Origin of the sequence: Bradyrhizobium sp. AUGA SZCCT0176, from assembly GCF_018130145.1 — a bacterium.
In the GTDB taxonomy this organism is placed as follows: Bacteria; Pseudomonadota; Alphaproteobacteria; order Rhizobiales; family Xanthobacteraceae; genus Bradyrhizobium.
Genome location: NZ_JAFCMB010000015.1, coordinates 19,372 through 45,921, shown reverse-complemented (window position 1 = coordinate 45,921; position 26,550 = coordinate 19,372). Strand labels below are relative to the sequence as shown.

The 26,550-nt window shown below is 63.4% G+C and carries 26 protein-coding genes; 9 read left to right on the top strand and 17 right to left on the bottom strand.

What is annotated here, in order from left to right:
- Window positions 1–96: 96 nt before the first annotated feature.
- Complete coding sequence (locus JQ600_RS27200; RefSeq protein WP_212388165.1) at window positions 97–843, bottom strand: glycerophosphodiester phosphodiesterase; 747 nt, start codon at window positions 841–843, stop codon at window positions 97–99.
- Between the two features lie 12 nt (window positions 844–855).
- A complete protein-coding gene (locus JQ600_RS27195; protein WP_209844031.1) occupies window positions 856–1,323 on the bottom strand; it encodes a RidA family protein in 468 nt (155 codons plus the stop codon).
- A 248-nt stretch (window positions 1,324–1,571) separates the two neighbouring features.
- On the opposite strand from JQ600_RS27195, the gene JQ600_RS27190 reads away from it, so the two are divergent.
- Window positions 1,572–2,441 (top strand): cell envelope integrity EipB family protein, encoded by an 870-nt coding sequence (locus JQ600_RS27190; RefSeq protein ID WP_212266254.1) that lies wholly within the window; start codon window positions 1,572–1,574, stop codon window positions 2,439–2,441.
- Between the two features lie 159 nt (window positions 2,442–2,600).
- Here JQ600_RS27190 and JQ600_RS27185 read toward each other — a convergent pair whose 3' ends face one another.
- Both JQ600_RS27185 and JQ600_RS27180 read right to left on the bottom strand, forming a co-directional pair.
- Complete coding sequence (locus tag JQ600_RS27185; RefSeq protein WP_212266256.1) at window positions 2,601–3,893, bottom strand: DNA polymerase IV; 1,293 nt, start codon at window positions 3,891–3,893, stop codon at window positions 2,601–2,603.
- A 173-nt stretch (window positions 3,894–4,066) separates the two neighbouring features.
- Window positions 4,067–4,366: a DUF3572 domain-containing protein gene (locus JQ600_RS27180; RefSeq protein ID WP_212388427.1), complete on the bottom strand. Its 300-nt coding sequence runs from the start codon at window positions 4,364–4,366 to the stop codon at window positions 4,067–4,069.
- Between the two features lie 254 nt (window positions 4,367–4,620).
- Between JQ600_RS27180 and JQ600_RS27175 the strand changes: the two genes are divergently transcribed.
- Window positions 4,621–4,986: a response regulator gene (locus JQ600_RS27175; RefSeq protein ID WP_027538546.1), complete on the top strand. Its 366-nt coding sequence runs from the start codon at window positions 4,621–4,623 to the stop codon at window positions 4,984–4,986.
- Window positions 4,987–5,001: 15 nt separating this feature from the next.
- Window positions 5,002–6,378, top strand: coding sequence for a PleD family two-component system response regulator (locus JQ600_RS27170; protein ID WP_212388167.1), 1,377 nt, complete (start codon window positions 5,002–5,004; stop codon window positions 6,376–6,378).
- Between the two features lie 151 nt (window positions 6,379–6,529).
- On the opposite strand, the gene JQ600_RS27165 is transcribed toward JQ600_RS27170, so the two are convergent.
- Together JQ600_RS27165 and JQ600_RS27160 are read right to left on the bottom strand one after the other, a co-directional pair.
- The gene (locus JQ600_RS27165; RefSeq protein ID WP_249136115.1) at window positions 6,530–7,735 is read right to left on the bottom strand and encodes a serine hydrolase; all 1,206 of its coding nucleotides are present in this window, start codon (window positions 7,733–7,735) and stop codon (window positions 6,530–6,532) included.
- Window positions 7,736–7,942: 207 nt separating this feature from the next.
- The gene (locus tag JQ600_RS27160; RefSeq protein WP_212266264.1) at window positions 7,943–8,539 is read right to left on the bottom strand and encodes a TetR/AcrR family transcriptional regulator; all 597 of its coding nucleotides are present in this window, start codon (window positions 8,537–8,539) and stop codon (window positions 7,943–7,945) included.
- A gap of 134 nt (window positions 8,540–8,673) precedes the next feature.
- Here JQ600_RS27160 and JQ600_RS27155 point away from each other — a divergent pair, with 134 nt between their 5' ends.
- Window positions 8,674–9,906, top strand: coding sequence for an MFS transporter (locus tag JQ600_RS27155; RefSeq protein ID WP_212388169.1), 1,233 nt, complete (start codon window positions 8,674–8,676; stop codon window positions 9,904–9,906).
- Between the two features lie 552 nt (window positions 9,907–10,458).
- On the opposite strand, the gene rpmG is transcribed toward JQ600_RS27155, so the two are convergent.
- From rpmG to topA, 6 genes are all read right to left on the bottom strand, one after another.
- Window positions 10,459–10,626, bottom strand: a complete 168-nt coding sequence (gene rpmG / locus JQ600_RS27150; protein ID WP_027537094.1) for a 50S ribosomal protein L33 — start codon at window positions 10,624–10,626, stop codon at window positions 10,459–10,461.
- A 126-nt stretch (window positions 10,627–10,752) separates the two neighbouring features.
- Complete coding sequence (locus tag JQ600_RS27145) at window positions 10,753–12,078, bottom strand: LLM class flavin-dependent oxidoreductase (protein WP_212388171.1); 1,326 nt, start codon at window positions 12,076–12,078, stop codon at window positions 10,753–10,755.
- A 223-nt stretch (window positions 12,079–12,301) separates the two neighbouring features.
- A complete protein-coding gene (locus JQ600_RS27140) occupies window positions 12,302–13,039 on the bottom strand; it encodes an NUDIX hydrolase (protein ID WP_212034932.1) in 738 nt (245 codons plus the stop codon).
- A gap of 37 nt (window positions 13,040–13,076) precedes the next feature.
- The gene (locus JQ600_RS27135; protein WP_212034933.1) at window positions 13,077–13,517 is read right to left on the bottom strand and encodes a DUF983 domain-containing protein; all 441 of its coding nucleotides are present in this window, start codon (window positions 13,515–13,517) and stop codon (window positions 13,077–13,079) included.
- Window positions 13,505–15,844, bottom strand: coding sequence for a ribonuclease R (gene rnr / locus JQ600_RS27130; RefSeq protein WP_212490165.1), 2,340 nt, complete (start codon window positions 15,842–15,844; stop codon window positions 13,505–13,507). Before rnr ends, JQ600_RS27135 begins: the two co-directional genes overlap by 13 nt.
- Window positions 15,845–18,604, bottom strand: coding sequence for a type I DNA topoisomerase (gene topA / locus JQ600_RS27125; RefSeq protein ID WP_212388173.1), 2,760 nt, complete (start codon window positions 18,602–18,604; stop codon window positions 15,845–15,847).
- A 328-nt stretch (window positions 18,605–18,932) separates the two neighbouring features.
- On the opposite strand from topA, the gene JQ600_RS27120 reads away from it, so the two are divergent.
- Window positions 18,933–19,076 carry a hypothetical protein gene (locus JQ600_RS27120; protein ID WP_192733705.1) on the top strand — a complete coding sequence of 48 codons (144 nt, stop codon included), beginning with the start codon at window positions 18,933–18,935 and terminating at the stop codon, window positions 19,074–19,076.
- A 12-nt stretch (window positions 19,077–19,088) separates the two neighbouring features.
- Here the strand turns inward: JQ600_RS27120 and JQ600_RS27115 are convergent, their stop codons facing one another.
- On the bottom strand, window positions 19,089–19,574 hold the full coding sequence (locus JQ600_RS27115; protein ID WP_212388179.1) for a helix-turn-helix domain-containing protein: 486 nt from the start codon (window positions 19,572–19,574) through the stop codon (window positions 19,089–19,091).
- Window positions 19,575–19,737: 163 nt separating this feature from the next.
- Between JQ600_RS27115 and JQ600_RS27110 the strand changes: the two genes are divergently transcribed.
- Both JQ600_RS27110 and JQ600_RS27105 read left to right on the top strand, forming a co-directional pair.
- Window positions 19,738–20,511: an SDR family NAD(P)-dependent oxidoreductase gene (locus JQ600_RS27110; protein WP_212388182.1), complete on the top strand. Its 774-nt coding sequence runs from the start codon at window positions 19,738–19,740 to the stop codon at window positions 20,509–20,511.
- 162 nt (window positions 20,512–20,673) lie between these two features.
- On the top strand, window positions 20,674–20,814 hold the full coding sequence (locus JQ600_RS27105; protein WP_212266344.1) for a hypothetical protein: 141 nt from the start codon (window positions 20,674–20,676) through the stop codon (window positions 20,812–20,814).
- 153 nt (window positions 20,815–20,967) lie between these two features.
- Here the strand turns inward: JQ600_RS27105 and JQ600_RS27100 are convergent, their stop codons facing one another.
- Window positions 20,968–21,576 (bottom strand): FMN-dependent NADH-azoreductase, encoded by a 609-nt coding sequence (locus tag JQ600_RS27100; protein ID WP_212266278.1) that lies wholly within the window; start codon window positions 21,574–21,576, stop codon window positions 20,968–20,970.
- A gap of 96 nt (window positions 21,577–21,672) precedes the next feature.
- Here JQ600_RS27100 and JQ600_RS27095 point away from each other — a divergent pair, with 96 nt between their 5' ends.
- Window positions 21,673–22,071 (top strand): helix-turn-helix domain-containing protein, encoded by a 399-nt coding sequence (locus JQ600_RS27095; RefSeq protein ID WP_212266280.1) that lies wholly within the window; start codon window positions 21,673–21,675, stop codon window positions 22,069–22,071.
- Here the strand turns inward: JQ600_RS27095 and dprA are convergent.
- Window positions 22,068–23,186, bottom strand: a complete 1,119-nt coding sequence (dprA, locus tag JQ600_RS27090; RefSeq protein ID WP_212388185.1) for a DNA-processing protein DprA — start codon at window positions 23,184–23,186, stop codon at window positions 22,068–22,070. The two genes, JQ600_RS27095 and dprA, sit on opposite strands and share 4 nt — an antisense overlap.
- Window positions 23,187–23,315: 129 nt before the next feature.
- Here dprA and JQ600_RS27085 point away from each other — a divergent pair, with 129 nt between their 5' ends.
- A complete protein-coding gene (locus JQ600_RS27085) occupies window positions 23,316–24,557 on the top strand; it encodes an amidase (RefSeq protein ID WP_212388187.1) in 1,242 nt (413 codons plus the stop codon).
- 2 nt (window positions 24,558–24,559) lie between these two features.
- On the opposite strand, the gene plsY is transcribed toward JQ600_RS27085, so the two are convergent.
- Window positions 24,560–25,153: a glycerol-3-phosphate 1-O-acyltransferase PlsY gene (plsY, locus tag JQ600_RS27080; protein WP_212266286.1), complete on the bottom strand. Its 594-nt coding sequence runs from the start codon at window positions 25,151–25,153 to the stop codon at window positions 24,560–24,562.
- A 95-nt stretch (window positions 25,154–25,248) separates the two neighbouring features.
- Complete coding sequence (locus JQ600_RS27075; RefSeq protein ID WP_212034943.1) at window positions 25,249–26,550, bottom strand: dihydroorotase; 1,302 nt, start codon at window positions 26,548–26,550, stop codon at window positions 25,249–25,251.

Here is a 26,550-nt window from a genome sequence, read left to right as displayed (position 1 = left end):
GTGACCAACATCCGGAAAGATCGTGCATTGCACGCGCGACTTCAAGGCCGTGCAGTGCGGATCAGGTTCCCGGCGGGAAACCTCGAGCCCAAGACGTCAGGGCACAAATCCCTCAAAGATCATCTGGTCGGCGTAGCTGATGGCGCGGGCGCGCTGGTCCGGCGTGCGCACGGTCCAGGTCAGCAGCGGCAGGCCGAAAATGTTGCGGGCGATCCAGGGCGCGGCCGCTGGCAGTTCGTTGACCCAATAGGCGACGAAATGCGGCCGGGTGCGGAAGGCGTGGCGCAGATGGGTCATGCCCCGGCGCTGTGCCGCCGACGCTTCCGGCCATTCGTCCTCGGTGTATTCGCGCTCGGCCACGATGCCGCGGGGAAGCAAGGGGATCAGCTCGCGCAGCGCCAGCACCTGGTCGGGGTCGAACGACATACCGACTGCGGGTCCGGAATAGGTAGCGAGCACCTCGGCCATCCGCCCCACCAGTCTGCGGTCGCCGTCAAAATGGCTTTTGACCTCGATCACCAGGGGCACGCGGCCGGCGACCAGCGTGCAGAGATCGCTGAGCGTCATCATCCGTTCCGGCGTATTCTTGAATTTGACCGCCTTCAGTTCGGCGGCGGTCTTGCCGAGCAATGCGCCTGAGCCCTCGGTGAGGCGGCCGAGCGCATTGTCATGATGCACCATCGCCTCGCCATCGGCGGAAAGCTGGATATCGACCTCGATCGAGAAATTTCCCGCGATCGCCGCCTGCACCGCGCCCGGCATGTTCTCGAGGATGCCGCGCGCAGCGTCATGCAGGCCGCGATGGGCGACCGGCCGTGCCGTCAACCAATCAGGCGCTCGCATCGCGCGTTGCTTTCAGGAGACCTCGAACACGCCGTCGACTTCGACAGCCGCATCGGAGGGAAGGGAAGAGACGCCGACGGTGGTGCGGGCATGGCGACCCTTGTCGCCGAAGGCTGTGACCATCAGGTCGGACGCGCCGTTGAGCACCTTCGGCCCGTCGAAATAATCCGGCGCCGAATTGACGAAGCCGCCGAGCCGGACCACGCGCACCACCTTGTCGAGATCCCCGAGCGCGGCCTTGATCTGCGCCAGCAGATTGACCGCGCAACCCTGTGCGGCGGCATAGCCCTGTTCGGTGGTGACGCCGGCGCCGAGCTTGCCCTTGGCGATCAGCTTGCCTTCGGCATTGGCGCACACCTGGCCGGAGACGAACAGCAGGTTTCCGGTGCGGACGAAGCCGACATAGTTCGCCATGGCGGCGCGGGGCTCGGGCAAGGTGATACCTTGTGCCGCCAGCTTCTGTTCGACCGTACCCGCCATGTTTCGTCCCCGTTTAAATTGACCACATCTGACCTTTTCAGGTCCGCATTGTTTCGCGCATCACGTTCGAGGTTGCAAGCGAGGGCGGATTGGAGGCGCACACCCGCAAGCGGCGGCAATTCCGAGAAACAGGCCGGAAAACGTGGCATTCCGGCGTCAAATTCCTACGATTTCGTGACACCGCCCTAGTTGCGACGCAATAGGGCCGACAGTAATGTATCGAATCTTCCGCTTCACAAGGAGAACACATGGCTCGACCGTTCCGGATTCCGCCTCGTGCTTGGGTGCTGACAATCGCAGCCGTTGCAACAGGATCGGTTTTCCAGGCCGGGCCAGCGCTGTCAGCCGCAAGCGGGCCATTCCTTGCCCATCAGGCACTCTACGAACTCAACCTGGTCAAGTCGCGCGGCTCCAACGCCATCAGCGGCGCGCGCGGGCGCATCCTCTACAATTTCTCCGGCAGCGCCTGCGAGGGCTACACGTCCGAATTCAGGCAGGTGTCGGAGCTCGACAGCGGCGAGGGCAAGCTGACGCTCAGCGATTTGCGCTCGAAGTCCTGGGAAGACGCGGCAGGCAAGAGCTACCGCTTCAAGATCGACACGCGGATGAACGATACGGATTCCGCCCCGGTCGACGGCGTTGCCGAGCGGACCGGCGATCACATCACGGTCAAGCTGAAACAGCCGGTGGCGAAGACCTTCAATCTCGAAGGCAAGATCGTGTTCCCGACCGAGCAGATCCAGCTCATCATCGCGGCTGCCCGCGAAGGCAAGTCGGTGCTGGAACTGATGGTCTATGACGGCTCTGATAATGGCGAGAAGGTCTACAACACGCTGTCGGTGATCGGGCAGCCGATTCCAGGCACCAAGACCATCGCTTCCCCCGATCCCTCCACCGCGAACGACCAGATGAAGTCGCTGACGCGCTGGCCGGTCACGGTGAGCTATTACGACCGCGACGCCAAAGCCAAGGACGGCGAGCAGACGCCTGTCTATGCGATGTCGTTCGAGCTGTTCGAGAACGGCGTCTCCCGCGCGCTGATGCTGGACTACAATGATTTTGTGATTTCAGGCGCGATGGGCAAATTCGACGTCAGGGATTCCAAGCCGTGTAAGTGACGACCTCTTGGTCGTCATCCCGGGGCGATGCGAAGCATCGAACCTCAGATGCGCAATTGCGCATCGGGGAATTTCGAGATACCGGGTCTGGTCCTGCGGACCATCCCGGAATGACCAAGAGTGGATTGCTTCGCTTCGCTCGCAATGACGAGGAGATAGCTATTCTTCCTCCTCTTCGTCCCCCACCGGCCCCTTATACGCAATGCCCCTGATCACAGCGGCATTGCCGAACTTCTTCCTCAGATCATCCATCGCGCGCTCGGCGTGGGCCGAGCGGCGATCCAGCATGTCGGTGTCGTCGGCCTGCGAGCCTGCGCGCAGCGCGCTGACGCCGGTGCCCATCAGGCGAAAGGCGGTGCCGTCGATCTCCTTCGCCAGCAATTCGCGGGACACCGCAAAGATCTTTGCCGCCAGTTGCGTCGGCGCCTGGATCGATTGCGAGCGGGTGCGCTGCCTGAAATCGGCGGTCTTCAATTTCAGTGTGATGGTCAAACCGGAAAGGTTGCTGCTTTTGAGGCGCGATGACACCTTCTCCGACAGCCGCCACAGCGTTCGCTCCAGCGTCGCGAAATCGCGGATGTCATTATCGAAGGTGGTCTCGTTCGAAATCGTCTTGGCGCCGCGATCGGGCACCACCAGGCGGTCGTCGATGCCGCGCGCCAGCCGCCACAGCCTTCGGCCTTCGCTGGCGAACTGCTTCATCAGATCGACCTCGTCGGCGCGCTGCAGGTCCGCGATGGTGCGAAAGCCGCGCTGCAGCAGCTTTTCCTGGGTCGCGGGGCCGACGCCATAGATGAAACCGACCGGCCTGTCGGCCAGCATCTCGCGGGCTTCGGCCTGGTCGAGGGCGGCAAAGCCGCGCGGCTTGTCGAGATCGGAGGCGATCTTGGCGAGGAACTTGTTGCAGGACAGGCCGACCGACACGGTGATGCCGATGTCCCGCTCGACGTCACGGGCAAAGCGCGCCAGCACCTTGGCCGGGATCATGCCGTGGACGCGCTGGGTGCCGGAAAGGTCGAGAAACGCCTCGTCGATCGACAGCGGCTCGACCAGCGGCGTCAGCGTCTGCATGGCGTGGCGCACCTCGCGGCCGACCCGGACATATTTGGCCATGTCCGGCCGAATCACGATCGCCGCGGGACACAGCGCCAGCGCCTTGAACATCGGCATCGCCGAGCGCACGCCAAACGTCCGCGAGATGTAGCAGGCGGCCGACACCACGCCGCGCTTGCCGCCGCCGATGATGACCGGCTTGTCGGCAAGTTCCGGGTTGTCGCGCTTTTCCACCGTCGCGTAGAATGCGTCACAATCGATATGCGCCATCGCCAGCGCCGGTAACGAAGGGTGCCGAACCAGGCGAGGGGAGCCGCATTCACCGCACCGCCTGGCCTTGATGTCGAGGTCGCCGAGGCAATCCCGGCAAAAACAGCGCGGACCGACTGGTGCTCCCATTCCGCAGTTCGCACGCATTTGCCGCACCACCTATGCGAACTGCGGAATGATAAGGAGCACCAGCAACATTATTTTTGCCAGTGCGGCTGATGAATTTGAAGTTCCTACGAAGAGGTTACCGCGAGTCTGGTAGGAACTTCAAATTCGCCGCACTGGTGCCTGCGCCAGTGCGCTCACGGCACGTCGCGCTCCCAATGCGGGTCGCCCAGCACCTGACGGGCGGCGGCGATGTTGGTCGGATGGAGCTCGGAGGCGGCCGCAAACGCCTTCACGGTTGCGTCATCGCGCATCACGAAATCCAGCACGCTGGCCAGAAATTGCGGGTCGGCGGCGGCCGTCCGGAGCGTCTCCGGGCCGATTCCGCTCTCGGCCAGAAACAGGCCCAGCCGCTCCGGGTCGGACGCAATGAAGGAAAGCGCCTGAACCGCAACGATTTCAGCTACTTCCTGGGGGTTGTGAACAGGCTTTTTCAACAAACGGGTTTGCCTTTCCGTTAACTTATGGTCTCTAGTTTGATGGCCATCATGCCCGAGTCTGCGGAATGTGTTCAAGCAAGTGGAAACCGCTTCGCGAAAAGATGGCACTTGTTAGTAGAAAAACAGGACTCGGATTTAACGGGTTAGAGCGAATCTGGCGCTAGTTTGATTTCACTTTTCGACAAGCCCGGAAAGACGGTGCGGAAGCACCCAAAGGCCGGGCCTGTATCCTGGGATAAGGGAGGGACGGGATGGCCAAAACCGTCCTGATCGTGGAGGACAACGAGCTCAACATGAAGCTCTTTCGCGACCTGTTGGAAGCGCATGGCTATCAGACCTCCGGCACCAGCAATGGCTTCGAGGCGCTCGATCTCGTTCGCAAGCTGCGCCCCGATCTGATCCTGATGGATATTCAATTGCCGCAGGTATCCGGCCTCGAGGTGACGCGCTGGATCAAGGACGATCCGGAACTGCGCGCGATACCGGTGGTCGCGGTGACGGCATTCGCCATGAAGGGCGACGAGGAACGCATCCGCGAAGGCGGCTGCGAGGCGTATTTGTCCAAACCAATTTCGGTCGGCAAGTTTATTGAGACAGTACGGCGTTTTATTGGGTAGTGGGAGTGAGTTTCGATGTCTGCGCGTATCCTGGTCGTCGATGATGTTCCCGCCAACGTCAAGCTGTTGGAAGCCCGTCTGTCGGCCGAGTATTTCGATGTACTGACCGCCACCAACGGCGCCGAGGCGCTGGATGTCTGTTCGCGCGCAGAATGCGATATCATCCTGCTCGACGTCATGATGCCCGATATGGACGGCTTTGAGGTCTGCCGCCGGCTGAAGTCCAACCCGGCCACGCATTTCATTCCGGTCGTGATCGTCACCGCGCTCGACAGCCCGTCCGATCGCGTGCGCGGCCTGGAGGCCGGCGCCGACGATTTCCTGACCAAGCCGGTGTCCGACGTGGTGCTGATCGCGCGCGTGCGCTCGCTGACGCGGCTGAAGATGATGACCGATGAGCTGCGCATGCGCGCCATCACCTCGCTGGAAATCGGCATGGAAGCGCCCGAGCGTACCGCCGTGGCCGACAAAGGCGTCGGCGGACGCATCCTGTTGGTCGACGACCGCCCGTCATCCTACGAGCGGCTGGCGCCGCTGCTCTCCACCGAGCATACCGTCGATGTCGAGGCCAATCCGGCCGAAGCGTTGTTTCATGCCGCCGAAGGCAATTACGATCTGCTGATCGTCTCCCTCAGCCTCGAAAACTACGACGGCTTGCGGCTGTGCAGCCAGGCGCGCTCGCTGGAGCGGACCCGTCAGGTGCCGATACTGGCGATCTCCGATGCCGACAACAATGCGCGGCTGCTCCGCGGGCTCGAGATCGGGGTCAACGACTATCTGCTGCGCCCGGTCGACAAGAACGAATTGCTGGCGCGCGCGCGCACCCAGATCCGCAAGCGCCGATATACCGACCATCTGCGCGACAACGTGCAGAACTCGATCGAAATGGCGATCACCGACGCGCTGACCGGTCTGCATAACCGCCGCTACATGGAAAGCCATCTGGCGACGCTGGCCGAACAGGCCTCGAGCCGCGGCAAGCCGCTGGCGCTGATGATCCTCGACATAGATTTCTTCAAGGCGATCAACGACAATTACGGCCACGACGCCGGCGACGATGTGCTGCGCGAATTCGCGGTGCGCATCCGCAAGTCGATCCGCGGCATCGATCTCGCCTGCCGCTACGGCGGCGAGGAGTTCGTCATCGTGATGCCGGAAACCGACCTGCATGTGGCAGGCATGGTGGCCGAGCGGCTGCGCCGTTCGATTGTGAACGAGACTTTCGCCATCGCCAAGGGCACCAAGCGCATCGAGGTCACGGTCTCGATCGGGCTGTCGACGCTGGAGCGCAAGGGCGAGCCGGTCGCCGACGTGCTTAAACGCGCCGACACGGCGCTCTATCGCGCCAAGCACGACGGGCGGAACAGGGTCGTGGTTTCGGCGGCGGCGTAAGCGTTGGCGTTCCACCTAGCTCGGTGTCATCACCCGCGCATGCGGGTGATCCAGTACGCCGCGGCTTCTCGATTCAATCGCTAACGTCTCTGGAATACTGGATCACCCGCATGCGCGGGCGATGACAGCATTTGTATTGGTCGCAGTCTTGCTACCGCCCGCGCTTCACCGCGTCATACGCCAGCCGCTTGAATTCGAACGAGAACGGATGGACGAACGCCATCTGCCGCTGTGCCATCATCACGCCGGCCATGTTATGTCGCGGCGAAATCCACCATTGCGTGCCGGCGAGGCCGCCCCAGTAGAGCTCGCCCGAGGCATCGGGGTGATCGAACGGCGTCGGCTTTACGATCAGACCGCCGGCCAGCGTGTGCGCCTTGCCGACCTGTTCGCCCATCAGGGCAAAGCGGATCCACTGACCGTCCGGCAGCTGGTTGGTCATCATCTGCGCAATCGTTTCCGGCTTGAGCAGCGTTCGGCCGCCAGGCAGCAGGCTTCGGATCAACGCGACCATGTCGGGCATCGTTGAGACCAGGCCGCCACCGCCATTGAGTCTCGCAATGGGCCGCAGATAGGCGCCGGGGAAGGGCGCGTTATCGGTACGGGTGAGGCCCGGCTTCATCGGCTCCATCATGTCGGCGCCGGCGTAATACGCGACCAGTCTTCCCCAGTCCTTCTCCGGCACGACGAAACCGGTGTCGACCATGCCGAGTGGATCAAGAATCCGCGCCTGAATGAACCTGTCGAAGCTTTGGCCGCTGATGACTTCCACCAGCCGTGCCACCACGTCGATGGCAAGCGAGTATTCCCAGGACGTCCCCGCCTGATAGATCAGCGGCAGGCCCCCCAGCACGTCGACCATCTGGGCCAGCGTCGTCAGGGGATTGTGGACGCCGCGCTCGTTGAGCGCCTTGAAGATCGTGGTGCCGGGATCGAAGAAGCCGTAGCTCAGGCCGGAGCTGTGGCTGAGCAGTTGCCGGATGGTGATCGAACCCTTCGCCGGCTCCGTGTCATCGAGCGAGGTTGCGCCAGGGCGTAACACCTTTCGATTTCCAAGCTGCGGAATAAACTTCTCGATCGGGTCATCGAGCCCAAATTTGCCTTCCTCGAACAGCAGCAATGCGGCGCAGGAAGTGATCAGCTTGGTGTTGGAAAAAATCCGAAAGATATGGTCGGGGCGTAGCGGCGTCTGCGCTTCCTTGTCAGCCCAGCCGACGCAATTGACATCAACCAGATCGCGGCCGACCATGACCGCCCAGGAGATGCCGGACAGCAGATTACCGTCGATATAGCGCTGCATGGCCGCGTGGGCCGGTTTGAAGTCGTAACCGCCAGCCGTCACTTTCAGGTCTTCCATGGTGTTTCCTCATTTGCCGGCACACGCATCGCACGGGCCGAATTTTTTTAGTCGTCCCTGCGAACGCTCAGATGCGCAATTGCGCATCGGGGGACCCATAACCACCGGCCTCACTGGTAGTGGAAGGTAGCTACCACATCGCCCTTTTGAAAGGCCACGGCGTATGGGTCCCTGCGTGCGCAGGGACGACGATAGAGCATGATTATCTCACCGTGTTTTTACTTGCGGCATTTGCGCGGCCCCACCGACCTGCACTCCCGCATTCGCCAGCAACACCGTTGCGGCCGCTTTCGCCGCTCTCGCCATCGCCGGATCGTTGCGCACCAGATCCTGCGCGATCGAGCCGTCGACCAGCAACGCTAGCTGCGTCGCAAGGCCTTCCGCGTCGGCGGCGCCGAGCTGCACCAGCAGATCGCGAAACCAGAGACGGCGGCTTTCCTTGAACGCGATTGCGATCTTGCGGACGGATTTATCCTCGCCGCCGAGTTCGGCCACCGCGTTGACGAACGGGCAGCCACGATAATCCCTGGCTGCAAAGCGCCGCTCCAGCGCATCGAAGGTGCCGAGAATCTGTTCGACGGGTGGCTTGTCTGACGGTCGAGGCTGCACGCAGCGGCGTGCCAGATAGGCCGATATCAACGCATCCTTGGAGGGGAAGTGGTTGTACAGCGTGCGCTTGCTGATGCCGATTTCGGCCGCGATGGTATCGACGCCGACCGCACGAATCCCCTGCAGATAGAACAGTCTATCCGCGGTTTCGAGTATCCGGTCCTTCATCGCCGGTTTGGCGGGCAGGGGTGCCATGCGTGCGCGCGATATCCTTCCGCCTTGACAGTCGGGAGCCCTTATAGACTAGTTACACAGGTCTGTGTACCTATTTCAGGTGCCAGTTGCAGGACGCGGCTTTTGAATCGCGGCCGCTAGGGAGAATAAAAACAATGGCCCTGCTGCAAATCCTGCGCCCAACGCTCCCCATCCTGATCGGCGCCTCGCTGATGCTGACCTTGAGCATGGGCCTGCGGCAGAGTTTTGGTATTTTCATGCAGCCGCTGACGAAGGACATCGGAATTTCGGTGTCGGATTTCACCTTGGCGCTTGCCGTGCAAAACCTCGCCTGGGGCTTCCTGCAACCAGTCGCCGGCGCCTTGACGGTGCGCTACGGCTTCCGCCCGATCATGATCGCGGGCTCGCTGCTGTACATCGTGGGCCTTGCCCTGATGGCGACCGCGCAGGGGATGATCCCGATCCTGATCGGCGCGGGTGTGTTGATCGGTTTCTCGCTGGCCTGCACGGCCAATGCGATTGCGATGTCGGTGGCGGCGCGCGCCGTGCCGGCCACCGTGCGCAGCACCGTGATGGGCATGGTCTCGGCGGCAGGATCGCTCGGCGCATTGGTGTCGGCGCCGATCGGGCAGATGTTGAATGAAGGTTTTGGCTGGCGCGCCGGCGTCGCCGGCTTTGTGATCCTGTCGCTGTTCATGCTGCCGGCGGCCTGGTACGCGGGCAGGGCCGACAAGATCCCGCTGCCGCCCAAGGCGGTCGACGACATCGGCGACGCTTCGGCTGCAACCGCCGCAAAGATCGCGTTCGGCAACGCATCGTTCGTGGTGATGACCTGCGCCTATTTCGTTTGCGGCATGCAGCTCGTGTTCCTCACCACGCATCTGCCGTCCTATCTTTTGATCTGCGGCCTCGATCCGATGCTGAGCGCGCAGACGCTCGGCATGATCGGCGGCTTCAACGTGCTGGGCAGCCTGTTCTTCGGCTGGGCCGGCCAGCGCTGGAACAAGCTTGCGCTGCTCGGCGGCATCTACATCGTCCGCTCGATCGCGCTCGCCTGGTACTTCATGCTGCCGGCAACGCCGGCGACCACGCTGCTGTTCGGCGCGATCATGGGCTTCCTCTGGATGGGCGTCGGCCCATTGGTGGCGGGCGCCGTCGTCGAAATGTTCGGCCTGAAATGGCAGGCGATGATCCAGGGCCTCGCCTTCATGAGCCACCAGCTCGGCTCGTTCCTCGGCGCTTACGGCGGCGGGCTGATCTACGACCAGCTCGGCTCCTACACCATGGCGTGGCGGATCGGTGTCGCGCTGGGCCTGGCCGGCGGTATCATCCAGGTGGCGTTCGCGCTGATCAGACCAAGCGAACCGCCATTGGTGAAAGCGGCGTAGAATCGAAACAGGGCCGCATTTGACGGCACCAAGGCTATTCCTTCTAACGGCGCCAGGATTTGGCGAGGCGGACCGCTCCCTTGGCCCCCACCACTCCACCCACTCCAAGGCCAACTAGGGTTCCGAAGAGCACAAGGACGGTCCAATTACCACCGTGAATACCTCCTGGTACGAGACCGAGAAACAAGATCCCGATAGATAGAGCCGCGAATCCAAGCATAGCTGCTCCAACCGCGAAACCCACCAAGCCTGCGAGCAGGACAACCAGCTGCGTTCTCACTTCCCCCATCCGAAAATCCCTCGGGCACCTATAGCGTCTCTGACGATGGCGGCAGGAGTCAACTCAGCTCTCGTGCCCCGGACGCAGCGCAGCGCTTCTTCAGCGGTGCGCTGCAGAGCGGGGCCCATGTGTCGGCATCGCACTGTGTTGCTTTTCTGGGTCCCGGCTTTGCGGAGCAGCGTTGCACGCTGCACCGTGTCCAGGACACGAACCCGGAATCGAAAACGGGGCCGTGAGGCCCCGTTCAAGTCAGACAGCAGCGTTTCGAACGCTTACTTGATCTTCGATTCCTTGAACTCGACGTGCTTGCGCGCGACCGGGTCGTACTTCTTCTTGACCAGCTTGTCGGTCATGGTGCGCGAGTTCTTCTTGGCGACGTAGTAGAAGCCGGTGTCCGCCGTGGAAACGAGCTTGACCTTGATGGTGACCGCTTTGGCCATTGTTCAGAACCCTTGATGTGTGAAAATCGGGTGCCGGCCAAATCGGCCCGCATTTGCCGGGCAACCTAGCTTCTGATCGCCCAAAGTCAAGGTTTCCAGGGCAAATACCGGTATGAATCCGGGCAATTAACCCTCAAAGAACCGGTTTTTCGGCCTCGGCAGCCCCAAATTCTCCCGTAGGGTCTTGCCCTCATACTCCTTGCGGAAAATCCCGCGCTTTTGCAGTTCCGGCACCACCTTGTCGACGAAATCGTCGAGGCCGGCAGGCAGGAACGGGAACATGATGTTGAAACCGTCGCTGCCGCGGCTCGTCAGCCACTCCTCCATCTGGTCGGCGATCGTCACCGGCGTGCCGACGAAGGAGAGCCCGCCATAGCCGCCGACGCGCTGGGCGAGCTGGCGCACGGTGAGCTTGTCGCGCGCCGCGACATCGACCAGGCGCTGGCGGCCGCTCTTGCTGGCATTGGTCTCGGGGATGTCAGGCAATTGTCCGTCTGGATCGAAACCGGAGGCGTCGGTGCCGAGCTGAACCGACAGCGAGGCGATGGCGCTGTCGTAATGCACCATGCTGTCGAGCTTTGCGCGCTTCTCCTTTGCCTCATCGACGCTGTCGCCGACCACGACGAAGGCGCCCGGCAGGATGACGAGATGCTCGGGATTGCGGCCGATTTTTTCCATCCGCCCCTTGATGTCGGCATAGAGTTTTTGGGCATCGGCGAGAGAGCCGCCGCCGGTGAACACGGCCTCCGCCGTCTCTGCCGCGAGTTGCCGGCCGTCGTCGGATGCACCGGCCTGCACGATCAGCGGCCAGCCCTGCACGGGGCGGGCGATGTTGAGAGGGCCGCGCACGCTCAGATATTTTCCCTTGTGGTTGAGCACGTGCATTTTGGCGGGATCGAAATAGAGGCCGGATTCGACATCGCGCACGAAGGCGTCGTCGGCAAAGGAATCCCACAGGCCGGTGACGACGTCATAGAATTCGCGCGCGCGCTTGTAGCGCTCCGCGTGCTCCATGTGATCGTCGAGCCCGAAATTCAGCGCGGCGTCCGGGTTGGAGGTGGTGACGATGTTCCACCCCGCGCGCCCATTGCTGATGTGATCGAGCGAGGCGAAGCGCCGCGCGACGTGATAGGGCTCGTCGAACGTGGTCGAACCCGTCGCGATCAGGCCGATATGCTCGGTGGCGCCGGCCAGCGCCGACAACAGCGTGAACGGTTCGAACGAGGTCACGGTGTGGCTGCGCTTGAGCGCATTGACCGGCATGTTCAGCACGGCCAGATGGTCGGCCATGAAGAAGGCGTCGAACTTGCCGGCTTCGAGTTTCTGAATCAGTTTCTTGATATGCGGGAAATTGAAGTTGGCGTCCGGCCAAGCCCCGGGATAGCGCCACGCGCCGGTGTGGATAGAAACCGGCCGCATGAACGCGCCGAGCTTGAGTTGCCGTTGTGCCATCGCCCCGTTTCCGTGTTCGTTGCTGTTGACGAAAGAGATAGGCATGGGTGAAGGCCGCGCCATCGGGCGAGACGGGAAGAATCTTGCAATTTAAGGGATCGGGAGAGAAGGATTCTACGCCGCCAATACCGTCATTGCGAGCGAAGCGAAACAATCCACATCTCCGCACGGGGAAAGATGGATTGCTTCGCTTCGCCCGCAATGACGCTGTGAGAGCCGAGCCCTACGCCCCCAGCACGTCCTTCTGCATCTTGCCGCCGTAGAAATGGAAGAACGGCACCGGGGCGTCGTGGCGCAGCGGGCCGGTGGCGAGGCGGCGGTCGAGTTCGGCGAGCACGTTCTTGGTCATGGCATGCGCATCGGCGAGCGGTTTGGAGCCGATCTCGACCCAAACCAGCTCCACCAGTTCGGCGTCGGCGTGGATCACGCCCTCGACCTTGTGGGCGATTGCCGATGCGTCGGCGGTGAAGAAGCGGGTGTCGAAACGGCGGACGCGGCCGGGCGGGGTGATCGCGCGTGCGATCAGGAACAGGCTGGACGGATCGGGCAGCAGGCCGGCATCCGAGAACGGCTGCCAGGCGCCTTCGAGTTTGACGGGCTTCTCGACCTTGCGGCCGAGGCAGAGACCGGTTTCCTCGCAGGCTTCGCGGATCGCTGCTACCGCCAGCGCACGTGCGCGCGACGGCGCGATCTTCGGGCTGCCCTTCAGCAGATTGGCTTCGAGCTCGCCGGTGATGGGCGCGGCAACGGGAATGCGGTTGTCAGCCTTGTCGACGCGGCCGCCGGGGAAAACGTACTTGCCCGGCATGAACACCACATTGTCGTGGCGTTTGCCGACCAGCACCTTCGGCTTGTCGCCGCTCCGGTCGATCAGGATCAGCGTCGCGGCGTCCTTCGGTCGGAAGTAGGGATGGTGATCAGCTTCTTTTCCTTCGACGATTGCAGGCGCTGCTTCGGTCATTCCATCCCCGTTCAGTCTCTTGTTGTTCTTGGTTTAGCTAGACCGGCGGAATGTCGCTAGGGGCATTTTCGTCAAAGCCATGCATGCGCAGCGCCCATTGGAAGCCGACCACGGCGCCCTTGACCGGTTGCAGCAGCAACAGCGACGAGAGGAAGGTGAAGGGCAGGTAGATCGCCATCTGCAGCCAGATCGCCGGTGAATAATTGGTTTCCACCCACAGCACCACCGGTACCACGATGTGGCCGACGATGACGATCACGAGATAGGCCGGCAGATCGTCGGCGCGGTGCGGCGTGTAATCGAGCCCGCAGGTCTTGCAATGGTCGTCGACCTTCAGGAACGCCCGAAACAGCTTGCCTTCGCCGCAACGCGGGCAACGGCACATGAAGCCGCGCTTCATCGCGGTCCAGAGATCACGCTTTTCGCCCTTCACGGATTCCCTGGTCCAGACTGTCGTCGCGGGGCTCACCGTTTCCATGACTTGCCTCTCTTCGATTTGCCGGGCTTGCCTTTACCGGAATTGCTATCTTTCGGATGCGGGCTGCGGCCCGGACGCGTCTTCGATGACGTGACCGGCGGTTTCGAACCTTCGCGGCGGCCGCCCTGTTTTCTGCCGCGCGGAATGACCTTGCCTTCAGATAGTAACTCGAACCGCAGCGCGCCAGCTACAGGTGCTGCTTCTACCAGACGTACGTCGACAACGTCCCCCAGCCGGTGCATGGCACCGCTGCGTGAGCCGACGAGCGCATGGCGCGTCTCGTCATAGTTGAAGTATTCGGTTCCGAGCGTGCGGATCGGGATCAGCCCGTCGGCGCCGGTATCGGACAACTTCACAAACAGTCCGGCGCGGGTGACGCCGGAAATGCGGCCCTGGAACGTCGCACCGATGCGGTCAGCGAGGAAATGCGCGATCAGCCGGTCGGCGGTCTCGCGCTCGGCCTTCATGGCGCGGCGTTCAGTGACCGATATCTGTGCGGCGACTTCGCTCAGCGTTTCCAGCGTTTCGGTGTCCGGCAGCGCGCCTTCGCCGAGGCCGAGCGCGCGGATTAGCGCGCGATGCACGATCAAATCGGCGTATCGCCTGATCGGGGAGGTGAAATGCGCATAGCGCCGCAGGTTCAGGCCGAAATGGCCATAATTCTCCGCCGAATATTCCGCCTGCGCCTGCGAGCGCAGCACCACTTCATTGACCAGCGGCTCATAATCCTCGCCGCGGACCTGGCCGAGCACGCGATTGAACAGGGCGGGGCGCAACGCACCAGCTTTCGCAAACGGCAGGTCGAGCGTCTTCAGGAATTCCTGCAGGTTATGAACCTTCTCCTGGCTCGGCTCGTCGTGCACGCGGTAGATCAGCGGCAGCGCCTTCTTCTCCAGCATTTCGGCGGCGGCGACGTTGGCGAGGATCATGAACTCCTCGATCAGCCGGTGCGCATCGAGCCGCTCGGGGACGATGACGCGATCGACGGTGCCGTCGGGCTTGAGCAGGATTTTTCGCTCGGGCAGATCGAGATCCAAGGGATCACGCTCGTCACGCGCCAGCTTTACCAGTGCATAGGCCGTATAGAGCGGTTTGAGGATCGGTTCGAGCAGGGGGCTAGTCGTGTCGTCGGGGCGGCCGTCGATTGCGGCCTGCGCCTGCGCATAGTTCAACTTGGCGGCGGAACGCATCAGCACGCGGTGAAAACTGTGCGAGCGCTTGCGGCCGTCAGGTCCGATCACCATCCGCACCGCGAGCGCGCCGCGCGGCTCGCCCGGCACCAGCGAGCACAGATCGTTGGAGATGCGCTCGGGTAGCATCGGCACCACGCGGTCCGGGAAATACACCGAATTGCCGCGCGTCAGCGCGTCGCGATCGAGCGCCGAGGCCGGCCGCACATAGAACGCGACATCGGCGATCGCGACATGGACGATGTAGCCGCCCCTGTTGTTCGGATCGTCATCGGGTGCGGCATGAACGGCGTCGTCATGGTCCTTGGCGTCGGGCGGATCGATGGTGACGAGCGGTACTTCGCGCCAGTCCTCGCGACCCTTGAGTATCGCCGGCTTTGCCTCCTCGGCTTCGTGCAACGCGGATGGCGTGAAGGCTTGCGGAATGTCGTGGGCGTGGATCGCGATCAGGCTGACCGCTTTCTCGGTCGCGAGCGAACCGAGCCGCTCCTTTACCTTGCCGGACGCAAGGCCGTAGCCGCGCGTCCGCACGAGATCGACGCTGACGAGATCGCCATCCTCGGCGCCGCCGGTGTCTGAGCTTGCGATGTTCAATTCGCGCCCGGCCTGCTTCTTGTCGACAGGAATCATCCTTCCGCCGCCATTGGGCAGCTTTCGAAAAATGCCGAGCAGGCGGGTGCGGGCGTGGTCGATGACCTTGATGACACGCCCGCGATAGGGCGTGCCAGCGGTGTCGTCGGTCTTCTCGACGCGGAGCAGCGCACGGTCGCCGACCCCGGCGGCGGTGCCCGGTTGCGGACGACGCGGAACATGGATGCGGATCTTCGGCGCCGCGCCGAATTCCTCTTCATCCCATTCGGTGGGGGTGGCGAGCAGCTCGCCGTCGGTATCGCGGCCGGTGATGTCGGCCATCACGGTCGGCGGCAGCGCGGCGGGCTCGAGAACCTTGCGGCCGCGCTTGGCGATGGTGCCTTCGTCGGCGAGTTCGCGCAGGATTCGCTTCAGCTCGACGCGGTCGGCATTCTTCAGGCCGAACTCGCGGGCGATCTCGCGGGTGCCGATCTTGCCTGGATTCGCACGGATGAAGGCAACGATGGCGTCCCGGGCCGGAAAACCATTGTCGTGTTTGCTCTTCACTTATCCCCGGGCCTTGCCCGCGCTTTTCTTCGCAGGCGTTTTGGGTGCTGCTGCAGGCTTTGCTGCTGACGTCTTTGCCGCAGACGCGACCGGCGCGCGCGCCTTGCTGACGGCTTCCGATTTCGGCTTCGCCGCAGCCTTCTTCACCGCGGCCTTCTTGGCGGGCTTCGGTGCGTCTGGATCAACAGGGGCTTTGGCGGCTTTCTTCTTCGGTGCGGCTTTCTTCGCGCCACGCTTCGGCTTGCCGCCGCCCTTGGCCGCGCGTTCGTCGATCAAAGCGATGGCTTCGGCGAGTGTAATGGTGTCCGGCGTCTTGTCGCTCGGGATCGTGGCGTTGACGCCGCCGGCGGTCACGTACGCGCCGTAGCGGCCGTTCTTCACGGCGACACCGCCGAGGCTCGGGTGCTCCCCGATCGGCTTGCCCGGATCGGCGCCGAAGCGGCGGCCGCTCGGACCCTTCAAGATCTTTTCGGCGATCAGCGTCACGGCGCGATTGAGGCCGATGTCGAACACCTCGTCGCCGGCCTCCAGGCTCGCATAGGTCTTTTCGTGGCGCACGAACGGACCGAAGCGGCCGATACCGGCGGTGATCGGCTCGCCGGTTTCCGGATGTTTTCCAATTTCGCGCGGCAAAGACAGAAGCTTCAGGGCCAGTTCCAATTCCATATCGCCGGGCGACATGTTCTTCGGGATACCGGCGCGCCGGGGCTTTTCACCCTCGGCATAATCCTTCTGCTCGCCGAGCTGGATGTAGGGACCGAAGCGGCCGGCCTTCACCGTAACATCGAGATCGGTCGCGGGGTCCTTGCCCAGAACGCGGTCGGCGCTTGCCTCGCTGTCGGCCGCGAGCGGGCGGGTGTAGCGGCATTCCGGATAATTCGAGCAGCCGACGAAGGCGCCGAACTTGCCGGCTTTCAGGTTGAGCTTGCCGGTGCCGCAGGTCGGGCACTGCCGGACATCGCCGCCATCCGCGCGCGGCGGATAGATGTGCGGGCCGAGCATGTCGTCGAGCGCATCGAGCACTTCGGAGACGCGAATATCCTTGATGTCGTTGACCGCGCCGGCGAAGCCGGTCCAGAAATCCTTCAGCACCTGCTGCCAGGAAATCTCGTTGTTGGAGATGCGGTCGAGCTGCTCTTCCAGATTGGCGGTGAAGTCGTACTCGACATAGCGCGCAAAGAAATTTTCCAGGAACGCGACCACGACGCGTCCCTTGTCCTCGCCATGCAGCCGCTTCTTGTCCAGCTTGACGTAGCCGCGGTCCTTCAGCACCTGCAGGATCGAGGCGTAGGTCGAGGGACGGCCGATGCCGAGCTCTTCCATGCGCTTGACCAGCGATGCCTCGGAGAAGCGTGGCGGCGGTTCGGTGAAATGCTGGGTGACGGCGAGGTCCTGCCGCTTGAGCGCTTCGCCCTGGCTCATGGCGGGGAGGCGGCGGCTGTCCTCATCGTCGGCGTCGTCGTCCTTGCCTTCCTGATAGAGTGCGAGGAAGCCGTCGAACTTCACCACCTGGCCGCTGGCGCGCAGGTCCAGCACGCGTGAGCCGGCCTTGGCTGATATGTCGACGGTGGTGCGTTCCAGTTCGGCGGATTCCATCTGGCTCGCGATGGTGCGGATCCAGATCAGCTCATAGAGCTTGGCCTGATCGGTATCGAGACGCCGCCGCATTTCGGTCGGACGGCGCGACATGTCGGTCGGGCGGATCGCTTCATGGGCTTCCTGGGCGTTCTTGGCCTTGGTCTGGTATTGCCGCGGCGCTTCCGGCACATAGGCGTTGCCGTAATCCTCGCCGATCACCTTGCGCGCCTGCGTGATGGCCGAGCCGTCGATCTGCACGCCGTCGGTACGCATATAGGTGATGAGACCGGTGGTCTCGCCGCCGATATCGATGCCTTCATACAGGCGCTGCGCGATCCGCATCGTATGCGCCGGCGCAAAGCCGAGCTTGCGGCTGGCTTCCTGCTGCAGCGTCGAGGTGGTGAAGGGGGCTTGCGGATTGCGGCGGGCGGGCTTGGCTTCAACGGTCGAGACCGTGAAGTTGGCGGCCTCGATCGCTTTTTTGAGGTCTTCGGCTTCAGCGCCGGTGCCGATGTCGAGGCGCTGGATCTTCTTGCCGTCGGCGCCGACCAGCCGCGCCTCGAACGTGTCGCCGCGCGGCGTCGTCAACGTTGCTACCAGCGACCAGTATTCGCGGGGCACGAATTTTTCGATTTCGAGTTCGCGGTCGCAAACCAGCCGCAACGCTACCGACTGCACGCGGCCGGCCGAGCGGGCGCCCGGCAGTTTGCGCCACAGCACCGGCGACAGCGTGAAGCCGACCAGATAGTCCAGCGCCCGGCGCGCCATATAGGCGTCGACCAGCGCGCCATCGATCTGGCGCGGCGACTTCATCGCATCGGTCACCGCCTGCTTGGTGATGGCGTTGAACACCACGCGCTCGATCTTGTGGTCCTTCAGCGCGCGCTTTTCCTTCAGCACTTCGAGCACGTGCCAGGAGATCGCTTCGCCCTCGCGATCAGGGTCGGTTGCGAGAATCAGGCGGTCGGCGCCCTTCAGGGCCTTGGCGATATCGTTGAGCCGGCCGGCCGCCTTGGGGTCGATCTCCCAGATCATCTGAAAATTGGCGTCCGGATCGACCGATCCGTTCTTGGCGGGGAGGTCGCGAACATGGCCGAACGAGGCCAGAACCTCATAGGAGGCGCCCAAATATTTGTTGATCGTCTTGGCTTTCGCCGGCGACTCCACAATGACGATATTCATGTCATTCCAATAGCTTACGGGAAAAGATTAAGGCCGGTTCCGCGAGACTCGCGGCCGCCGTTTCGACCCGAACATGGGTGGTGAGGCGGCCCCTGTCAAATCGACAGATTCTGAGCAGGGGCCTTTGAAGTGCGACTTTATATCTGAAAAGTTGCGAAATGCGTCCTAGAGTTGCGCCCGCAAAGGGGTTATTCCTTGTCCATACTGCATGGGATTGGGTGCATTTTTTTTGAGCAAGGCAGGGGGCGGCCGGAAGCGCACCGCTTCGGGCAGGAATCGGCGATCGCCAGAGGTTGAATCAGGTGAGGAGGGCGGCCCCGACGAGGCCGTGGCCTTCATCGCGGAGACCGTTGCCGAATTGACAAAACTCGCCGAGCGCCACCGGCTTGAGGTCCTCAGCCATTTGCTCGGGATGGCGCTGCTGGAAGCCCAAGAGCACCTGCGGCTGCGGAGCAAGCGCAAGCTGTCGTGAGCAGCCTTCTGTTCAGGCCGAAATAGACCTGAGCTTCCGTGATGACTTGGCGCCCGGGCGCGGCTTGAGCGCGGTATCGGCCGCGGTCAATAGCCGCCCATCTTGCGAATAGAGTTCGAGCTTGCGAACCGGGCGGCCTTTTTCCTTGTCGACCAGGATGGTGGCGATCTCGTCGGGATGATCGTCGAATTCCTCGCTCCACTGGCGCAAAGCTACCAGGATCGGAAACACGCCGCGGCCTTTCGGCGTCAGCAGATATTCCTGATAGGCGCTGCCGTCGGAGGCGGGGGCCATTTTGAGGATGCCCTGATCGACCAGCGCGCGCAGCCGCACGGTCAGGATATTCTTGGCGAGCCCGAGACTCTTCTGGAATTCACCGAAGCGGCGGCTGCCGAATAGCGCCTCGCGGATAATCAGCAGCGACCACCAGTCGCCGATCGCATCCAGTGAGCGCGCGATCGGGCAATCGTCGTTCTCGAAGCTCGTGCGTTTCACCATGGCGATCTCCGCGGATTCTTTGTTTGACGCGTTCTCTTCACGCGAACCGGACTCCACTTCGCTCGAAAACGCTTTGGATGATCACAGCCTTGTGTAGTTGCATTATAAAACCAGATGGCCTAGATAGCAACTTAGTTTAATAATGCAACCATCGGAGGCTCCCGTGAGACTGGCGAACAAGACGGCGTTCATTACTGGCGGAAACAGCGGCATCGGACTTGCGACGGCCAAGCTGTTCGTGGCGGAGGGGGCGCGGGTCGCCATCACCGGGCGCAACAAGGAGACGCTGGAGGCCGCCGCCAGAGAACTCGGGCCAAATGCGCTTGCGATCGTCGCCGACGCCACCGACATCGCCGCGACCGAGGCTGCGATCAAGCAGGCGGTTGGGAAATTCGGCAAGCTCGACGTCGTGTTTGCCAATGCCGGCATTGCCGGCGGCACGCCGCTTGGATCAGCCACGCTCGAAACCTTTGAGAAGGTCATCGGTACCAACATCACGGCGGTGTTCTTCACCGTGCAGGCAGCGGTACCGCATCTCAATGATGGCGCCTCAATCATCCTGAACGGCTCGGTGATTTCGGTGCTCGGCAATCCCGGCTACTCCGCTTACGCGGCAAGCAAGGCCGGCGTGCGCGCGATGGCGCGGGTGATGGCGTCCGAACTGTCGCCGCGCAATATCCGCGTCAACGTGGTCTCGCCGGGTGCGATCCGCACCCCGATCTGGGGCGCGGCACTGGCGACCCCCGAAGCCGAAAAGGCGTTCGAGAAGCGCATCGGCGCCACCACGCCGCTCGGCCGCATCGGCGAACCCGATCACATTTCGAAGACGGTGCTGTTCCTGGCCTCCAACGATGCGGCGCATATCCAGGGGCAGGAATTGTTCGTCGACGGGGGTGCTACGGCCTCGCCAAGCGGCGCGCCGATCTATCGGGGGTAGGGGCGAATTTCCCGGCAATATCGAAGCCGGCCGGCGGGACGCTGGCCGGCTCCCGTGTCACCTGCGGCGGATTGGCGCTGAGCCAGAACGCGCATTGAACCATGCGTGCAACTGCTTGAGATTTCGAGGACGTTTCGTAAACAACAACCGGTGAGCCCAGTCGTGCCCAAGACCACTGGCATCTCCTCGACCCCGGCGGAAAACTCGGACACCGCGCAATTTGTTTCAGTCGCGCTGTTTTCGGGTGTCGGTCTCCTGGCCTCCTTGATTGTCGTGATCCTGCGCATCAACGGCATTTTCTGATTGGAGCGGCTGCCGTCGCGCACCTAGAGCGTTTTCCAGCGAAGTGGATACCGGTTCGCGTCAAGAAAACGCGTCAAACAAGAATCTAGAGCCCCGTTCCGATTCCACCGGAACGGAAAAGGCTCTGGTGACGGCAACCGCTCACGCATCAACTCAGGCTGCGTTCAGATTGCCCGCGGCTTTCAGCGCGCCGGCGACGGCTTTTTCGCGATGCTCAGGACCGACCTGGATTCCGTCGGCGGAGATGAATTCGGGATTGGCGATGCCGATGAAGCCGAACACCCAGCGCAAATAGGTCTCCAGGTGCTCGCCGACGGCGGCCGGCGTGCCCGGGCCGTAAAATCCGCCGCGCGAGATCGCGACGATGACCCGCTTGTTGCCGGCCAGACCTTCGACACCCTGTGCGCTGTATTTGAACGTCTTGCCCGCCACCAATATGCGATCGATCCAGGCCTTGAGCTGGCTCGGAATGGTGAAATTGTACATGGGCGCGCCGAGCACGACGATGTCGGTGGCGAGAAACTCTTCCAGCACCGCCTGGCCGGCGGCGAGGTCCGGCTGCAGCGATGCCTCGGGCGTGGCGCCCTGGCCCGCCGCGAGGTGCGAGCCCGACAGATGCGCCAGCGGCGTCAGGGTCAGGTCGCGGTAACTGACGTGAAGGCCGGGGGTGGATTGGCGCAGCCGCTCCACGATGGCGGCGGAAACCTGGCGGCTGACGGAGTGGGGGCCGAGGACGCTGGAGTCGATATGCAGAAGTTTCATTTGGGTCACCCTTGGTATTGATTTGTAACTAGCGCTATATGAGTGACTGTCCTAGAACCCCGCAAGAACGCACATTTTTGAAACCCGAGCACATCCATGAGACCCGAGCACATCAATGTGCCTGTCCTGCCGCCCAGCGCTCACGAGAGCAGCGACTGCCGTGGCGTGGCCTCGATCCTGGCGCGGGTCGGCGACAAATGGAGCGTGTTCGTCATCATGATGCTCGGTGGCGGGCCGCTGCGCTTCAACGAACTCAAGCGCATGGTGGGGGGCATCTCGCAACGCATGCTGACGTTGACGCTGCGCGGCCTGGAGCGGGACGGCCTCGTCACGCGAACCGTCTTCCCGACGATTCCGCCGCGCGTTGATTATGAATTGACCGATCTCGGCCGCGGGCTGTCGAAGCCGGTCGAGGCGCTCGGCAAATGGGCTTTTGATCACCGGGTCGAGATCGAAAGCGCGCGCGCCAAGTTCGACGGGAAAAATTCCAACTAGATCAGCGAAACCAGTCCGCCGCCGTGGCGCTCCAGCCGTCCGGCGAGCTCGAGCTCGAGCAGCACGGACCGGACGATCGCGGGCGAGGCGTCCGACATCCGGATCAGATCGTCGAGGCTGATCGGGCTTGGTCCGAGCAGGTCGATGATGCGCTTGCGTTCGCTGGCGCCCGCGTCGAAATCCAGCGGCTCGGCGTCGGGCTCGCGCACTTCAATTGCGACCGGCCGCTCCATGATCGGCGCGACTGCGTTGATCACGTCGGTCGCTTCCGTGGTCAGCGTCGCCCCCTGCTTGATCAGATCGTTGGTGCCGGCGGCGCGGGGATCGAGCGGCGATCCGGGGACCGCGAACACTTCGCGGCCCTGTTCGGCGGCCATGCGAGCCGTGATCAGCGATCCCGAGCGGTGGGCGGCTTCGACCACGACGACGCCGAGCGAAGCGCCGGAGATCAGGCGATTGCGGCGCGGAAAATCGCGGGCGCGGGGCACGTGGCCAAGCGGCATTTCGGAAATCGCGCCGCCTTGTTCGAGCAATGCGGCCAGCAGGTCCTCATGCTCGGGCGGATAGATCCGGTCATGGCCACCGGCCAGCACCGCAACCGTGCCGCTCGCAACCGTTGCCCGATGCGCGGCCTGGTCGATGCCGCGCGCCAAGCCGGAGATAACGACAAACCCGGCTTCGCCGAGGTCGCGCGCGATCTGGCTTGCGAATTTCAATCCGGCGCCGGAGGCGTTGCGCGAGCCGACGATCGCGATCATCGGCCGCATCATCACCTCGGGCGCGCCGCCGACGCCAAGCAGCGGCGGCGCATCGTCCAGCGTGGCCAGCCGCGGTGGGTAGCCGGCTTCACCGGGCGCGACGAGAGCTATGCCGATCTTTCGGCCAGCCGCGAGTTCACCCCGCGCGTCGTCCTCGCTGCAGATGCGCCCCGGTCCTGACGCGCCGCCCCGCCGCGCCAGATCGGGCAGCCGCTCCAGCGCGGCGCGGGCGCTGCCGAAATGGCGGAGCAGGGAAGCGAAGGTGCGTGGGCCGACATTGTCGGAGCGAATGAGCCGCAACCGGTCGATCCGCTCGGAATCGGTGAGGTGGGGCGCGCTGGGCGTACGGTCATGCATGTCGGTGCAGCTTTGCCCAACCGGAGATTGCAAGCAACACCTGTTCTCACGGCTGCCATGCCCGCCGATGCGTTGCCCCGTTCCGGTCCGCTCCGTAAAACCCGTTGGTCCGCCGCAGGAGTAATGTCCATGATCTCGCTCGCCGACCTTCAACGCCGTATCGCGCAGGGCGATCTTTCCGCGGAAGCCGCGATTGCCCAGTCGCTGGAGGCGATCGGCGCGCAGGAGAAAGCGATCGGCGCCTTCGTCTGCCATGATCCGAACATCCGCGCTGAGAACGCCGGGCCGTTGCGCGGCGTCGCCGTCGGCATCAAGGACATCATGGATACCGCTGATTTTCCGACCGAGATGGGCTCGTCGATCTACAAGGGATTTCGATCGCGCGGAGATGCGGCTGTCGTGATGGCGCTGAAGGCGGCAGGGGCCAGCATCGTCGGCAAGACCACGACGACGGCGTTCGCATCGTCAGATCCGACCGCGACGCTCAACCCGCGCAACACGGCGCACACGCCGGGTGGATCATCGGCAGGTTCGGCGGCGGCGGTCGCGGCCGGCATGATCCCGCTGGCGCTGGGCACGCAGACCGGTGGCTCGGTGATCCGGCCGGCCTCGTTCTGCGGCTGTGCCGCGATCAAGCCGTCCTACCGCCTGCTGCCGACCGTCGGCGTGAAGTGTTATTCGTGGACGCTGGATACCGTTGGCTTGTTCGCCGCCGGTGTTCGTGACGTCGCGCACGGCCTTGCGGCGATGACCGGCCGGGATGAATTTTTGCCGCAGGCGTCAGTGCCGACGCCGCGTATCGGCGTCGTGACCCAGGACTTTGCCGGTGCACCGGAGGCCGAAGGCGCCGAGGCACTGCAGATCGCCGCCAAGGCTGCGGAACGGGCAGGGGCATCCGTGCGCACGCTGGCGATGCCGGAGATCGTAGCCGAAGCATGGCGTGAGCATCCGACGGTGCAGGAATTCGAAGCGCATCAGGCGCTCGCCTGGGAATACCGCGTGCATTACGACGCTGTCGCGCCGAACCTGCGTGGACGGCTGGACGAAAGCAAGGGCATGCTGCCTGCCGCCTATGACGGGGCGATGCAAGTTACACGTCAGGCCAGAATCGCGCTGGCAAAAGTTTTCGAAGACGTCGACGTGCTGCTGGCCATATCAGCCCCGGGGGCAGCACCTGCGGGGTTGGGCTCGACGGGCGACGCCCGCTACAACCGGCTGTGGACGCTGATGGGGACGCCCTGCGTCAACATCCCCGCGCATATCGCTGCCGGCGGATTGCCGGTGGGCGTGCAGGTTATCGCGCGCTATGGCGACGATGCGAAAGCGCTGGCGGCAGCGCGGTTCGTCGAGGAGGCGCTGGCGCAGAAGTAGGATTATTTCGCGCCGATCCGGCTCTCAGTTCCGGTCTGCAAGCGCTTGATATTTTCGCGGTGCGCGTAGAACAGCAATAGCGTCATCACCACAAACAGCGAAGCCAGCGCCGGGTGGAGGAACCACCACAGGAACAGCGGCGTCACGAAGGCCGCGATCAATGCCGACAGCGATGAGTAGCGCGTGGTGATGGCGGTCGCGATCCACATCACGCAGAACACGACGGCCGCAGGCCAGAACAGGCCGATCAGCACGCCGATATAGGTCGCGACCCCTTTGCCGCCTTTGAACTTGAGCCAGACCGGATAGAGATGCCCCAGAAAGGCGCCGAATGCGGCCAGCATTGCGGCGTTGGGGCCGCCATAATAGCCGCAGACGACGACCGCGAGCGTGCCCTTGAGCGCGTCGCCGATCAGCGTCCCGGCGGCGAGGCTCTTGCGGCCGGTGCGAAGCACGTTGGTGGCGCCGATACTGCCGGAGCCGATCGAGCGCAGATCCTCGGTGCCGGCGAACTTGGTCAGCAGCAGCCCGAATGGAATCGAGCCGAAGAAATAACCCACGAAAAACGCAACAACGAGGAATGGTTCAAACGACATCGGCGTTGCTCCCGCCGCGGAGTATTTCGCGCACGTCTTTTTTTGACGCGTTTTCTTGACGCGAACCGGTACCCACTTCGCTTGAAAACGCTCTATTAGACATGTTCATAGACCGTCCGTCCGCCCACGATAGTACGCACGACGCGGCCCGAGAAGCGGGCTTCGTCGAACGGCGTATTTTTGCATTGCGATTTGAGGTCGTCGCGGTCGAGCACCCAGGGTACGTCGGCATCGATCACGACGACGTCGGCAGGGGAACCCGCGCGCAGCGAGCCGCCGGGGAGGCCCAAAATCTCGGCCGGGCGCGTCGACATCGCGCGGATCAGGGTCTTGAAGTCCATCTCGCCATTGTGGATCAGCCGCAGGCCCGCCGGCAGCATGGTCTGCAGCCCGACCGCGCCGGCGGCGGCTTCCGCGAACGGCAGTCGCTTTACTTCGACGTCCTGCGGATTGTGATCGGACATCACGACGTCGATCAGGCCGGAGGCCACGGCCGCGACCAGCGCCAGACGGTCGTCCTCGGTGCGCAGCGGCGGCGACAGTTTCAGGAACGTTCGGTAGGGACCGATGTCGTTTTCGTTCAGTGTGACGTGGTTGATCGAAACCGACGCCGAAACTGCAAGTCCCGCGTCTCGCGCGCGCTTGAGGATTTCGAGCGACTCGATGCAGCTCAGTGACGCTGCGTGATAGCGCCCGCCGGTCAGCGCCACCAGGCGCATGTCGCGTTCCAGCATAACGGCCTCGGCGGCATTGGGAATGCCGACCAGGCCCAGCCGTGCGGCAAACTCGCCTTCGTTCATCACGCCTTCGCCGACCAGGTCGGGGTCTTCGGTGTGGTGCACGATCAGCGCGTCGAAATCGCGCGCATAGGTCAGAGCGCGCCGCATCACCTGCGCATTGGTGACGCTGTGGGCGCCATCGGTAAAGGCGACGGCGCCGGCGGCCTTCAAAAGGCCGATCTCGGTCATTTCCTCGCCGCCCATGCCCTTGGTCAGCGCCGCCATCGGGTGAATGTTGACGATCGCGGTGTCGCGCGCCCGGCGCAGCACGAAGTCGACGGTGGCCGAATTGTCGATCACCGGCGAGGTGTCCGGCTGGCAGATGATGGTGGTGATGCCGCCGGCGGCCGCCGCCTGGCTGGCGGAAGCAAAGGTTTCGCGGTGGCTGGCGCCGGGTTCGCCGACAAAGGCGCGCATGTCGATCAGCCCGGGGGCGACGACCTTGCCGGCGCAATTGACGATGTCGGTGCCTTCGGGGACGCCGGCAGCGCCGATGCCGCGCTTTGAGTCGCGGATCACGCCGTCGGCGATCAGGACGTCACCAGGGCCGTCGAAGTCGCGCGAGGGGTCGACGACGCGGGCGTTGGCCAGGAGGATGGGGCGGCGATCGGTCAGCAT